We start from the raw sequence: 12,068 nt of genomic DNA on the forward strand, positions 1-12,068 counted from the left end.
TGCGCCGCGGTCCAGCGGCTGCCGGACACGACAGGGATCTGCGACTTGATGATCTTCTCGATGTCCTTCAGCTCGCCCATCTCGTCGGGCGCGCACAGCGTGATCGCGGCCCCTTCACGGCCCGCCCGCGCCGTCCGCCCGATGCGGTGGACATAGGTTTCGGGCACGTTGGGCAACTCATAGTTATAGACGTGCTTGACCACCGGAATATCTAGGCCCCGCGCTGCGACATCCGTCGCCACAAGCACATGCGCCTCGCCCTTGGTGAACGCCTCCAGCGCGCGGGTCCGCTGACCCTGGCTGCGGTTGCCGTGGATCGCGACGGCATTCACGCCGGCGGTCGTCAGCTGCTTGGCCAAACGGTCGCTGCCGTGCTTGGTGCGCGCGAAGACCAGCGCCGCCTCGCCGTGATGGTCCTTGAGCAGGTCCAGCAGCAGACCGGGCTTTTCGGTCTTGGCGATGAAGTGGATCGACTGCTCGATCTTGTCCGCCGTCTGGCCGGAGGTGGAGACCTGCACGCGCACCGGCTTCTCCAGATAGGTCGCCGCCAGGCTCTCCATGTCCTTGGGCATCGTCGCCGAGAACATCAGCGACTGACGTTCCTTCGGCAATTTCACCGCGATCTTCTTCAACGCATGGATGAACCCCATGTCCAGCATCTGATCCGCCTCGTCCAGAACCAGGAAATGGCTCTCGGACAGGTCGACGGCCCCACGGTCCATCAGGTCGATCAGGCGACCGGGTGTCGCCACCAACAGGTCGACGCCCCGCTCCAACCGCTTGATCTGCGGGTTGATGCCGACGCCGCCCACCACGCGCGCCACCTTCAGGTGGCTGCCCTTGATGAAGCCGGTCAGGCTGTCGGAGATCTGCGCGACCAATTCGCGCGTCGGGGCCAGGATCAGCGCGCGCGCCGTCCGGGCACGGGGGCGCACGTCCCCTTCCAGAAGGTGCTGCACCAGCGGCAGGCCGAAGGCCGCCGTCTTGCCGGTTCCGGTCTGGGCCAGGCCCATGACGTCCCGACCTTCCAGCGCGGGCGGAATCGCCTGTTTCTGGATGGGGGTCGGGTCCTTGATGCCCATCTCGGCCAAAGCCTCGATCAGGCGGGGCTTGAGCCCCAGCATGTCAAAATCCATGTTTTTTCCTTCGCGCCCCGATGGACGCCAATGGCACGCCATCGGCGCGCGGTGAGGGGTCACGGGATGCCCATTGGGGTCATTCCGCGCTGCCCTGGCGTGATCCTTGGGGAAGCAAACCCGCCCGTCGCTTTGGCTGTCCATCGTCGGACACCCGGCTCACGCGGCCCAAGGGGCGGGGTTGAACGCGATCTGGGGCAGCTTGCGCCTCGTGTCAAGCGGGTTGGACCAACGGTCGCAGGCCCCCAACGCAAACGGGCGACCCCGTGGGCCGCCCGTTCGATCGTCAGATCTCAGAAGATCAGTCTTCGAAATCGTCGTCGTCATCGAAGTCGCTTCCGCCCGCGTTCACGACGGTCGGCTGCGCGATGACCTGACCATCCTTGGTGAAGATCGGGGTCGGGGCGGGCGCGATGACGACCGGCTCGGGCTCGGCGCGGCCACAGGCGACAAGCAGGGTGGCGGTTCCAGCCAGAAGGCCCAGGCGAACTGTATTGCGGATCATGATGTTCTTCTCCGATTGTGCTTATACGTCCCAACAAGCCCCCTGCGACAAAGTTCCGCAAATTTTATGGACGCCATGGCCCGTATCCGGCGGTTGACCGCCGTCGCCCTGTCTCGCACCCTGACGCGAACCATGCCGATGGGACGATCCTGTCCCGCCCGGCACGTCCCGGAGAACATTATGAAAAACACCCTGCTCATCGCCGCCGCGGCCCTCGCCGCCGCCCCCGCCCTGGCCGAGAACCCGATCGACGGCATCCGCCCCGACGCCCCCGACCTGGCCCCTTACGGCGAACACACGATCGGCGTGCGCACCATGACCTTCACCGATCCGGGCCGCATTGACGTGATCAACAGCACGACCGAAATCGTCACCTCCGACCGCGACATCACCGTCGAAGTCTGGTATCCCGCCGCCGCTGGCACCCAGCCGGGCGGCACTTATGACACGGTGTTGCGCGACGGTGTCACCGCCGTGACCCTGACGGGCCGCGCCGCCCGCGATGCCGCGCCCGCCGACGGCACCTTCCCCCTCGTCCTGATCAGCCACGGCTATCCCGGCAATCGGTTCCTGATGTCCCACTTGGGCGAAAACCTGGCCAGCAAGGGCTATGTCACCGTTTCCGCCGATCATCCCGAAAGCATCTATTCCGATCAGCAGGCCTTTATCTCCACCCTGGTGAACCGACCGGTGGATCAAGCGTTTCTGGTCGATGCGATGGCCGATCTGGACGACGATATCGGGGCCATCACCGATGCCGACCGTACTGCGGTCATCGGCTATTCCATGGGCGGCTACGGCGCGCTCATCTACGGGGGCGCGGGTCTGGGCGACACGGCCGTCACGCGGACCGAACCGGAGGCTTTCACCCATCCGCTGGGTCTTTTGAACCGCAACGCCGCCGGCTCCGACGACCACGCCGATCTGGTGGACGACCGGGTCAAGGCCATCGTCGCCATCGGCCCCTGGGGCCGCAACCGCGACTTCTGGGACGCGGACAGCCTTGCCGGGCTCGAAAAACCTCTGATGCTGATCGCGGGCGGGCAGGACGACGTGTCCGAATACCCCGCCATGCGCGAAATCTTCGAGCAGACGACCGGCACCACCCGCCACCTGCTCACCTTCCAGGGGGCCAACCACAACGCCGCCGCGCCCATGCCCGCACCGGGCGAGGCCTGGGCCGTGTCGGAGAAACTGGGCTACGCGCCCTTCGACCACTACGCCGACGCGGTCTGGGACACGACGCGCATGAACAACATCACCCAGCATTTCGCGACCGCCTTCCTTGACCTGCATCTCAAGGGCGACGTCGCCAAGGGCGCCTACCTCGACCTGATCGAAGTCGCGGAGGAGGGCGCGGTCGACGACGACACCCTCCCCTACTGGCCCGGCTTCCCCGACCGCACGGCGAAGGGCCTGACCTGGGAGACGTTGGGCGCGGAATGAGGACAGTTGCCATGTTTCCAACCATCTGATTACTCTGGGATATTGGTGCCGCATTCTTGTGGCCAGGTAAGATGGAGAGCGGCGGCATGGCAAAAATCGGCTACGAATCCGAAGTTCTAGACTCAATTCACGCCAAGGCGAACACGGCCAAGAACGAGTGTTTCTTCGTGGGTTTTCTCGACGGAGTCCTGGCCAATGCGCGTATAGACGAGACCGAGCTGGAGCCTCTGCTTGCTGAGTGTGCTTCGATTTGCCGTCTTGCTGGGGATGCTGACGCCGCCGAAATTATCGCCGAGGCATCGGCGGGTCATGTGGACACGCCCGCAGAACTTCTGGAACTGCTTACACAGATCGCCGAGATCCGCGCCGATAAGATCGACGCGACCTGCCATCGATCATCGGCAAACCGCATCCTCGGGATTTGCGCGGGGATAAACTGCGATGCCATCATCACAACAGCCGAGGCACGCAAGCTCGCGGTTGTCCTTTCCAGCGATCACGATCTGTCTCACGATCCTCGAATTTCGGCCCTTCGTCATGCCGTGCGTGATTCGCTTGAAGATGATAAGATTACCCCTGAGGAAGGGGAGGAGATTAGTCACCTTATCACCCAGCTCGTCGGCGACAGCTACGCGGAAACCGGCATTCCGAGCAGTGAGGCTGTCCCGGTCATCAACGACCTCGACGCCATCGATGACGCCACCCTCGAAGGGCGAAAGGTTCTTCTGACCGGTGCCTTCGCCTTCGGCACGCGGCGGGCCGTCTCCGATCGCCTTCAGGAATTCGGTGCCATAATCCAAACTTCGGCGTCGGCGAAGACCGAAATCGTCATCATCGGATCCGAAGGGTCGCCTAATTGGACTCACATGTCCCATGGCGGCAAGCTCTCGAAGGTTCTCGCCCTGCGCGCCGAGGCCCCGGCACCACGCATCTACGTTGAGGCACAGCTTTCCGCCGTCCTTGCCGATCGACCGGATTAACGCCCCCCTTTCTCATAAACCACCGCGACACCCGGCCCCCTTCCACCCGTCCGACCCCCGGTGTATCCCCGGCCAAACCCTTGGATACAGGCCGCCCCATCATGACGACCGAACTCTCCCGCATCCGTAACTTCTCGATCGTCGCGCACATCGACCACGGCAAATCGACCTTGGCCGACCGCCTGATCCAGGAGACGAACACCGTCGCCCTGCGCGACATGAAGGAGCAGATGCTCGACGCGATGGATATCGAACGCGAGCGGGGCATCACCATCAAGGCCAACACCGTCCGCATCCAGTTCACGGCCCAGGACGGTCTGGAATATACCCTCAACCTCATCGACACGCCCGGCCACGTCGACTTCGCCTACGAAGTCTCCCGCTCCATGCGCGCCGTCGAAGGCTCCCTCCTCGTGGTCGATTCCACCCAAGGGGTCGAGGCGCAGACCCTCGCCAACGTCTACCAGGCCATCGACGCCGACCACGAAATCGTCCCCGTCCTCAACAAGATCGACCTGCCCGCGTCCGAGCCTGACCGCGTGCGCGAACAGATCGAGGACGTCATCGGCATCGACGCCTCGGAAGCGCTCCTCGTCTCCGCCAAGACCGGCCAGGGCATCCGCGAGACCCTGCAGGCCGTCGTCGACAAACTGCCGGCCCCCAAGGGCGACATCGACGCCCCGCTCAAGGCCATGCTGGTCGACAGCTGGTACGACAGCTATCTCGGCGTCATCGTCCTCGTCCGCATCATCGACGGACGCCTGAAAAAGGGCGACCGCGTCCGCTTCATGTCCAACAACACCGTGCACCACGTCGATCGCATCGGTGTCTTCCGCCCGCCCATGACCGAAATCGACGAACTCGGTCCCGGCGAAATCGGCTTTCTGACCGCGTCCATCAAACAGGTCCGCGACACCCGCGTCGGCGACACGATCACCCACGAAAAACGCGCCACCGAAACCGCACTCCCCGGCTTCAAACCGTCCCAGCCGGTCGTCTTCTGCGGCCTGTTCCCCGTCGATTCCGCGCTCTTCGAAGATCTCCGCGACGCTATCGACAAACTCGCCCTCAACGACGCCTCCTTCTCCTTCGAGGTCGAATCCTCCGCCGCCCTCGGCTTCGGCTTCCGCTGCGGCTTCCTCGGCCTTCTGCACCTCGAAGTCATCCGCGACCGGATCGAGCGGGAGTACGACATCGACCTCATCACCACCGCGCCCTCGGTCGTCTATCACCTGCACATGCGCCACAAGGAAGGGGAGGAGCCGGACGTCCGCGAACTCCACAACCCCGCCGACATGCCCGACATGGCCCACGTCGACCATATCGAGGAGCCGCGGATCAAGGCGACCATCCTCGTGCCCGATGACTATCTGGGCGACGTCCTCAAACTCTGCCAGGACCGGCGCGGCATCCAGCTCGACCTGACCTACGCCGGCCCGCGCGCCATGGTCGTCTACGATCTCCCCCTCAACGAAGTGGTGTTCGACTTCTACGATAGGCTCAAAAGCGTTACCAAAGGGTATGCGTCCTTCGACTACCAGATGATCGGCTACCGCGAGGATGCGCTGGTCAAGATGTCCGTGCTCGTCAACGAGGAGCCTGTGGACGCGCTGTCGATGATGGTCCACCGCGACCGCGCCGAAATGCGCGGCCGCGCCATGGTCGAAAAGCTCAAGGAGCTGATCCCCCGCCACATGTTCAAGATTCCCATCCAGGCCGCCATCGGCGGCCGCGTCGTCGCCCGCGAAACACTGTCAGCCATGCGCAAGGACGTGACGGCGAAGTGCTACGGCGGCGACGCGACGCGGAAGAAGAAGCTGCTGGAGAAGCAGAAGGCGGGCAAGAAGAAGATGCGGCAGTTCGGGAAAGTGGAGATTCCGCAATCCGCCTTCATAAACGCGCTAAAAATGGACAGCTGACCCCTCAGGCGGATTGGAGGGATTGGTGGGGGAAAGCGACTTTTGCTTGCAAAATGTCTGCGGCGCCACTCAGTTCAGAATAGGGTGCCGGCAGTGCAATCGGCTTCATACGTACGCGCCGAATTATTGGAAAATATCTTACCGCGCCCCATTCGCATGTTGATGGGTATTCCTTAGCTGCTCTGCTAGCATCCCTGACATCAGCTCTTCCATTTTTTCCACGATGTTCTCTGGAAAACTTCCTAGAGCCTCATGACGCCTGTCGGCACCCTCTAGCGCATTGTAGTAAGGTCGCCGGTTAGCAACGATCTGCTCGGGGATCGACTGACTTCCTGGCAAAAGCATACCAAGCTTTACACATAAGACGAGGTACGAGGTCGCACGTGATGTTCGACCATTTCCGTCAGTGAAAGGATGGATCCAGTTAAGGCGCCACATCACAAATGACGCTAGATGGATTGCTGTTCGCTTCTCCCAATTTTCATTAACGTAATCACACAATTCTTCAACAAATTCAGGCACCAAATGCCCCTCTGGAGGTATGTGCTTGCTTTCGCCAATTTTTATTCCAGCAGGTCGAAAGTTTCCAGCATATGCGTCAAGCCCGTCGATCGCGACCCTGTTTAAGTCGAGAATTCTTGACGGACGAAGCTTAAAGGGTTGCCCGTCAAGCGCATCAAGGACGCAATTTCTGACACGTTCTGCTTGGAGAAGCGAATTTGCGGCTTCTCTTGTAGCCCGCTCCAAATCGGAGTCTACGACCGCGGCCTCTTCCGCTTCGCTATGTCTTACACGTTGCTCGTCAACCATACCCTAGAGGCCGAGCCGGTCGGCTTCTTGGTCTATCATGTCCTTCGTTATATTTGGGTTTTCAAACACTGAGTTCCCATATGCAAAACTACGACGCTGCGCCGTTGTTTCATCTTCTGTCATCTGAATTTTCCGAGCTTCCTCAATAAGATAAGCCAAGGCCTCGTGTTCATTCTTTGTCATGGTTTTCTCCGAGCGTTTCCCCCATCCCTTGAGTGAGATCTTCTGGGGGGAAGATAGTTATTACTGTCTATTTTCCTTCTGTCATCACTTGCCCGGTCCGCGCAAACACAAAAAAGCCCCCACCTCCCGGCAGGGGCCTCTCAACCGTATCACATCGCTCAATCGTCCAACTCATCCGCAACAGCCGAGCCAACCGCCTGGCTGTCCTGAATAAACCCGCCCGCCGTCGCGCAGGCACTAAGCCCCGCGACGACGACCAGCAGCGCCGCAATTCGTGCGGCGGCCATCAGAACAGGTTCCCGCCGTTGTCTTCGGCCACTTCGTCGGCGGCAATCGCGGCACCGGCCCCGACGGCGGCGGCGCATCCCGACACGACGGGCAGCAGCAGCAGGGCGGCGAGGAGGGTCTTCAGGCGAGTGGTCATGGTGGTCTCCGATCTTCAGGGCTGATGACAATAAAACCCGCTCCGCGCCCGTCCGTTCCCCCAAATCCGCAAGACACTGATCGCAAACCATATCCGCTCTGCGTCACCCGTAGATCACCCGTGGATCACCCGCGGGTCACCCGTCCGATTTTTGCCCTCCGATGGAACGCCCCGGCCCCCCGCGACGTTGTAGGGCGAACTCACAACCCGCGGGAGATACCGTCATGAGCAGCGATCTCGAAACCAAATTCTGGAAGTCCCTGGAAAACGATCTGACCGTTTTCCTCGCCTGCGACGGTGCCCTTCCGCGCCCCATGGCGGCCAGCGTCGACGGCCATAATGCCCCGATCTGGTTTTTCACCAGCCACGACACCGACATCGGCAAGGCCCTGAAATCCGGTCCTAAATCCGGCATCATGACATTCTCGTCCAAGGGCAACGACATCTGGGCCAGCGCCTCGGGCGAGCTGGTGATCGACAACGACAAGGCCATGATCGACAAGCTCTGGAACCCCTTCGTCGCCGCCTGGTACGAAGACGGCAAGGACGACCCCAAGCTGTGCCTCGTGCGCTACGACGCCAAGGACGCGCAGATCTGGGAAAACGGCTCCTCCATCGTCGCGGGCCTCAAGGCCCTGATGGGACAGGACCCGAAGAAAGACTACGAAGACAAAACCGCCCACGTCCGCCTCGACGCCTGATCCGGCGTTACAGACGACCGTTGATTTCGATAAGATTGCCTTCCGGGTCAGTGACATACACGTGTCGCAGACCCGGAATGGCGAACTCTCCGGTCACCGAATGCGGAATGCCCGCCGCGCGCAGGCGGGCGATCACCGCGTCCAGATCGTCGACCTGAAACGCTACATGGCCGCCAACCGACGGATTGTGGATCAGGCTATTCTTCGCCGCGAATTCGGCATCCGGCGCAATCAGGTGCAGGCCTGAATGGCTGTCCCGTCCATCACCCATCAACGCCAGCTTGTCGGGATCGCCGGGCAGATACCCGCGCGTCTGCGGAAACGCCCAAGCTGCTTCCTTCATGCCCAACACATTGGAATAAAACGCTGCCGTCGCGCGGACGTCGCGGGCCTGAAGGTTCACGTGGTGTATCGACCAAGACATTTTTGGTCCTCCCTGACGGCGACCCTAGCAACGTCGCATCCCCCGGCCTAGCGTGCCCTTTAAAGGAGACTTCGATGACAAACCCCCTGTTGACCGACTGGTCCGGCCCCTTCGCCCTTCCGCCCTTCGCCGCGCTGGAGGACGAGCATTTCGCCCCCGCGCTGGACAAGGGCATGGAGGAGGGCCGCGCCGCCATCACCGCGATCGCGGAGTCGGAGGATGCTCCGACGTTCGAAAACACGGTCGAGGCATTGGAACGCGCCGATGCCCTGCTCGACCGCGTCGCGGGGGTCTTTTACAATCTTGCCGGCGCCGACAGCACAGAGGCCCGCGAGGCGCTGATGCGCGACCTGGCGCCGAAGCTGTCGGCCTACAGTTCCGAAATCACCAATAACACCAAGCTCTTCGAGCGGGTGAAGCACCTGTGGGATCGCCGCGAGAAGTTGGACCTGACCGAGGAGCAGGCGCGGGTCCTGATGCTGACGCACCGGGGGTTCGTCCGGTCGGGTGCCGGGTTGGAAGGCATCGCCGCCGACCGGCTGACGGACATCAAGGCACGGCTCGCGACGCTGGGAACGGAGTTCGGGCAGAACCTTCTGGCGGACGAACGCGACTGGTACATGGATCTGACCGAAGATGATCTGGACGGCCTGCCTGACTTCGTGAAGGACGCGGCGCGCGCCGCTGGTACGGAACGGGACCGGCCCGGTCCGATCATAACGCTGAACCGGTCGCTGATCGTACCGTTCCTGCAATTCTCGCCGCGCCGCGACTTGCGCGAAAAGGCCTATGAGGCGTGGACCGCGCGCGGTGCCAACGGTGGGGCGACCGACAACCGGGCCCACGCCGCCGAAATCCTCAAACTGCGGGAGGAGCGGGCGGGCCTGCTGGGCTACGACAGTTTCGCCGACTACAAGCTGGAAACGGAAATGGCCAAGACGCCCGAAGCCGTTCGCGACCTGCTGATGAAGGTCTGGGAGCCGGCGCGCGATGCGGCGGTGGCCGATGCTGAACATCTGGAGCGTATGGCCCGGACCGATGGCGTCACCGGGCCGCTGGAGCCGTGGGACTGGCGCTACTACGCTGAAAAGCGCCGGTTGGAACTGCACGATCTGGACGAGGCGGAATTGAAACCGTTCTTCCAGCTCGACCGCATGATCGAAGCGGCCTTTGCCTGTGCGACCCGTCTTTTCAAATTGGACTTCAAGCCGATCGATGGTCCGTTCTACCACGAAGACGTTCGGGGCTGGGAGGTGACACGCGACGGCGAACACGTCGCGGTTTTCCTGGGCGATTACTTCGCACGCCCCTCCAAACGTTCGGGTGCCTGGTGCAGCGCGATGCGGTCGCAGTCCAAGGTGGACGGCGATGTCCGCCCCATCGTCGTAAACGTCTGCAACTTCGCGCACAGCGATCCGGCGTTGCTGTCTTATGACGACGCGCGCACGCTGTTCCACGAATTCGGCCATGCCCTGCATCAGATGCTGTCGGACGTGACGTATCAGAGCATCTCGGGCACCTCCGTCGCGCGCGATTTCGTCGAACTGCCGTCGCAACTCTACGAACACTGGCTCGACGTACCAGGTGTGCTGTCGGAATTCGCCACCCACGCCGACACCGGCGCGGCGATCCCGGACGATCTGCGCGACCGTCTGCTGGCGGCATCGACCTATGACATGGGGTTCGCGACCGTCGAATATGTGGCCAGCGCCCTTGTGGATCTGGAGTTCCACGGAGAGGAGCCGCCCGCGGATCCGATGCAGCGGCAGGCCGAGGTGCTGGAGGATCTGGGGATGCCCCGCGCCATCCGCATGCGCCACGCAACGCCGCATTTCGCGCATATCTTCTCGGGCGATGGATATTCGGCTGGCTACTACAGCTACATGTGGTCGGAGGTGATGGATGCCGACGCCTTCGCCGCCTTCGAGGAGGCGGGCGATCCCTTCGACCCTGCCCTGGCCGAGAGCTTGCGCGCCAACATCCTGTCGACCGGCGGATCGGTCGATGCCGCAGATCTCTATACCCGGTTCCGGGGGCGGTTGCCTGGGGTGGAGGCGTTGCTGAAGGGGCGCGGTCTGGACACGGCCGCCTGATGCCGCTGACGCAAGATCAGACGGATGCGATCATCGCCGCCGTTCGCGACGTGGCGGCGGCGGAGATCCTGCCGCGGTTTCGCAATCTTGGCGCGGATCAGATCGACGCCAAAGGGACGTTCGACGATCTGGTCACCGTCGCCGATACGGCGGCCGAAATCGCGCTGACCGCACGCATCCATGCCATTCTTCCCGGCGATACCGTCGTCGGGGAGGAGGCCGTGTCGATGGATCGAAGCCTGCTGGACAAGGTGGGGCAGGGGCGTGTGACGATCATCGATCCGATCGACGGCACCTGGAATTTCGCCCACGGCATTGCCAACTACGGCGTCATCGTCGCGGTGATCGAAGATGGCGTGACGGTCTTCGGCCTGCTCTACGATCCAAGTTTCGACGATTGGATCGTGGCGCGGCGCGGGCAGGGCGCGCAGTACCATAAGGGCGGAACCGTTCGGCCGCTGACCACAGACCCCGAGGATGCCGCCTTCGACCGGCTGCGCGGCAACACCGGCGGATATCTTTATCCCGCCGACGCGCAACCGGCGCTTGCGGCGACGATCCCGCTGTTCCGGCGGGCCAATTCGATGGGTGCGTCGCTGCACGAATACCGGATGCTGGCGCTGGGCGGGTCGGACTTCTGCCTCAACGGCATGCTGAATGTCTGGGACCACGCGGCGGGCGTCCTCATCCTGTCGGAAGCGGGCGGCGTGTCGCGGTTGTTGGACGGTACGGCATATCATCCGACGATGACCAATGGCCGACTGCTGAACGCGCGCAACGATCGCTTGTGGGACCGGCTGGCCGAGACGTTCAACGCCGCCCTGGGTCAGCACTGACGCGGGCCGATGTCAGTCGTCGCCGGTCGGGCTGACACCCCAAAGCGCGGCCTGCTCGGCCCAGCCTTCGGCCCCCTGAACCTCCAGCGCGCACCAGCCGGCCTTGCACTCGCCCAGCCAGGCGACGACGCCGGTCGCCAGCCGGGCCGACACGCGCGCGTCCGGTGACGGCCTGCGCCGCAGTTCAAGCTGTTCGGGCTCCACGATGACGCTGCGATTGCCCGACAGCAGGGAATAATGCATCCAGCCGCCCGCGCCTTCACGGTCCTGCACGCGGCGCCATTGCCCGTATTCGTCGACCAGCAAAAGCGGCATATTGCGCCGCTTGAACACCCAGTCGATCCGGTGGGTCGAGGACGGGCCGCGCCGGGCATAGCCTTCGGACGCTTTCATCGACACGAACCGCGGCATCGGCAGACCCGTAATCGGTCCGGTTCCGCCCTCGTCGGCCATGGCCGGGGCGGCCAGGATCGCTTGCACGAAAAGGCCCGCGGCCAAGGCCGCCGTGATCAGTCGTTTTCTCATGTCTGCCCGTCCTGCGTCTGTGTCCGGGGTCTGATGCCCCTTGCGCGTGGAAGTCATGATGCCATCATGACGCCAGCCCACCAAGG

General features: G+C 63.0%; 14 protein-coding genes. 6 read left to right on the forward strand and 8 right to left on the reverse strand.

Annotated features, from left to right (window positions below):
* Window positions 1–1,136, reverse strand: a 1,136-nt coding sequence (locus JDO7802_RS01470) for a DEAD/DEAH box helicase (protein WP_055081913.1), incomplete at its 3' end; no start/stop codon positions are given.
* Between the two features lie 301 nt (window positions 1,137–1,437).
* On the reverse strand, window positions 1,438–1,641 hold the full coding sequence (locus tag JDO7802_RS01475; protein ID WP_055081914.1) for a hypothetical protein: 204 nt from the start codon (window positions 1,639–1,641) through the stop codon (window positions 1,438–1,440).
* Between the two features lie 180 nt (window positions 1,642–1,821).
* Here JDO7802_RS01475 and JDO7802_RS01480 point away from each other — a divergent pair, with 180 nt between their 5' ends.
* From JDO7802_RS01480 to lepA, 3 genes are all read left to right on the forward strand, one after another.
* Complete coding sequence (locus JDO7802_RS01480; RefSeq protein WP_055081915.1) at window positions 1,822–3,087, forward strand: alpha/beta hydrolase family protein; 1,266 nt, start codon at window positions 1,822–1,824, stop codon at window positions 3,085–3,087.
* An 86-nt stretch (window positions 3,088–3,173) separates the two neighbouring features.
* Window positions 3,174–4,067: a BRCT domain-containing protein gene (locus JDO7802_RS01485; protein WP_055081916.1), complete on the forward strand. Its 894-nt coding sequence runs from the start codon at window positions 3,174–3,176 to the stop codon at window positions 4,065–4,067.
* A gap of 101 nt (window positions 4,068–4,168) precedes the next feature.
* Window positions 4,169–5,986, forward strand: coding sequence for a translation elongation factor 4 (gene lepA / locus JDO7802_RS01490; RefSeq protein ID WP_055081917.1), 1,818 nt, complete (start codon window positions 4,169–4,171; stop codon window positions 5,984–5,986).
* 138 nt (window positions 5,987–6,124) lie between these two features.
* Here lepA and JDO7802_RS17530 read toward each other — a convergent pair whose 3' ends face one another.
* From JDO7802_RS17530 to JDO7802_RS18135, 4 genes are all read right to left on the reverse strand, one after another.
* Window positions 6,125–6,796 carry a Fic family protein gene (locus JDO7802_RS17530; RefSeq protein ID WP_083480960.1) on the reverse strand — a complete coding sequence of 224 codons (672 nt, stop codon included), beginning with the start codon at window positions 6,794–6,796 and terminating at the stop codon, window positions 6,125–6,127.
* A gap of 3 nt (window positions 6,797–6,799) precedes the next feature.
* Window positions 6,800–6,979: a hypothetical protein gene (locus tag JDO7802_RS17535; protein ID WP_083480961.1), complete on the reverse strand. Its 180-nt coding sequence runs from the start codon at window positions 6,977–6,979 to the stop codon at window positions 6,800–6,802.
* Between the two features lie 158 nt (window positions 6,980–7,137).
* A complete protein-coding gene (locus JDO7802_RS18650) occupies window positions 7,138–7,266 on the reverse strand; it encodes a hypothetical protein (protein ID WP_275934844.1) in 129 nt (42 codons plus the stop codon).
* Entirely contained in the window at window positions 7,266–7,403 is a 138-nt protein-coding gene (locus JDO7802_RS18135) for a hypothetical protein (protein WP_187298071.1), read from the reverse strand. The genes JDO7802_RS18650 and JDO7802_RS18135 overlap by 1 nt, the downstream gene beginning before the upstream one ends.
* A 224-nt stretch (window positions 7,404–7,627) precedes the next feature.
* On the opposite strand from JDO7802_RS18135, the gene JDO7802_RS01500 reads away from it, so the two are divergent.
* The gene (locus JDO7802_RS01500) at window positions 7,628–8,104 is read left to right on the forward strand and encodes a pyridoxamine 5'-phosphate oxidase family protein (RefSeq protein ID WP_055081919.1); all 477 of its coding nucleotides are present in this window, start codon (window positions 7,628–7,630) and stop codon (window positions 8,102–8,104) included.
* Window positions 8,105–8,111: 7 nt separating this feature from the next.
* Here the strand turns inward: JDO7802_RS01500 and JDO7802_RS01505 are convergent, their stop codons facing one another.
* Complete coding sequence (locus JDO7802_RS01505) at window positions 8,112–8,528, reverse strand: VOC family protein (protein ID WP_055081920.1); 417 nt, start codon at window positions 8,526–8,528, stop codon at window positions 8,112–8,114.
* Between the two features lie 74 nt (window positions 8,529–8,602).
* On the opposite strand from JDO7802_RS01505, the gene JDO7802_RS01510 reads away from it, so the two are divergent.
* Both JDO7802_RS01510 and JDO7802_RS01515 read left to right on the forward strand, forming a co-directional pair.
* The gene (locus JDO7802_RS01510; RefSeq protein ID WP_055081922.1) at window positions 8,603–10,621 is read left to right on the forward strand and encodes a M3 family metallopeptidase; all 2,019 of its coding nucleotides are present in this window, start codon (window positions 8,603–8,605) and stop codon (window positions 10,619–10,621) included.
* Complete coding sequence (locus JDO7802_RS01515; protein WP_055081924.1) at window positions 10,621–11,457, forward strand: inositol monophosphatase family protein; 837 nt, start codon at window positions 10,621–10,623, stop codon at window positions 11,455–11,457. Before JDO7802_RS01510 ends, JDO7802_RS01515 begins: the two co-directional genes overlap by 1 nt.
* A 12-nt stretch (window positions 11,458–11,469) precedes the next feature.
* On the opposite strand, the gene JDO7802_RS01520 is transcribed toward JDO7802_RS01515, so the two are convergent.
* Window positions 11,470–11,982, reverse strand: coding sequence for an SH3 domain-containing protein (locus tag JDO7802_RS01520; protein WP_055081926.1), 513 nt, complete (start codon window positions 11,980–11,982; stop codon window positions 11,470–11,472).
* Between the last annotated feature and the right edge of the window lie 86 nt (window positions 11,983–12,068).

This window comes from Jannaschia donghaensis (assembly GCF_001403795.1).
Classification (GTDB): Bacteria; Pseudomonadota; Alphaproteobacteria; order Rhodobacterales; family Rhodobacteraceae; genus Jannaschia; species Jannaschia donghaensis.

Bases quoted from the DNA above. Each gene is read 5' to 3' on its own strand.
- JDO7802_RS01475 (WP_055081914.1), bottom strand. From the start codon at position 1,641: ATGATCCGCAATACAGTTCGCCTGGGCCTTCTGGCTGGAACCGCCACC.
- JDO7802_RS01480 (WP_055081915.1), top strand. From the start codon at position 1,822: ATGAAAAACACCCTGCTCATCGCCGCCGCGGCCCTCGCCGCCGCCCCC.
- JDO7802_RS01485 (WP_055081916.1), top strand. From the start codon at position 3,174: ATGGCAAAAATCGGCTACGAATCCGAAGTTCTAGACTCAATTCACGCC.
- lepA (WP_055081917.1), top strand. From the start codon at position 4,169: ATGACGACCGAACTCTCCCGCATCCGTAACTTCTCGATCGTCGCGCAC.
- JDO7802_RS17530 (WP_083480960.1), bottom strand. From the start codon at position 6,796: ATGGTTGACGAGCAACGTGTAAGACATAGCGAAGCGGAAGAGGCCGCG.
- JDO7802_RS17535 (WP_083480961.1), bottom strand. From the start codon at position 6,979: ATGACAAAGAATGAACACGAGGCCTTGGCTTATCTTATTGAGGAAGCT.
- JDO7802_RS18650 (WP_275934844.1), bottom strand. From the start codon at position 7,266: ATGGCCGCCGCACGAATTGCGGCGCTGCTGGTCGTCGTCGCGGGGCTT.
- JDO7802_RS18135 (WP_187298071.1), bottom strand. From the start codon at position 7,403: ATGACCACTCGCCTGAAGACCCTCCTCGCCGCCCTGCTGCTGCTGCCC.
- JDO7802_RS01500 (WP_055081919.1), top strand. From the start codon at position 7,628: ATGAGCAGCGATCTCGAAACCAAATTCTGGAAGTCCCTGGAAAACGAT.
- JDO7802_RS01505 (WP_055081920.1), bottom strand. From the start codon at position 8,528: ATGTCTTGGTCGATACACCACGTGAACCTTCAGGCCCGCGACGTCCGC.
- JDO7802_RS01510 (WP_055081922.1), top strand. From the start codon at position 8,603: ATGACAAACCCCCTGTTGACCGACTGGTCCGGCCCCTTCGCCCTTCCG.
- JDO7802_RS01515 (WP_055081924.1), top strand. From the start codon at position 10,621: ATGCCGCTGACGCAAGATCAGACGGATGCGATCATCGCCGCCGTTCGC.
- JDO7802_RS01520 (WP_055081926.1), bottom strand. From the start codon at position 11,982: ATGAGAAAACGACTGATCACGGCGGCCTTGGCCGCGGGCCTTTTCGTG.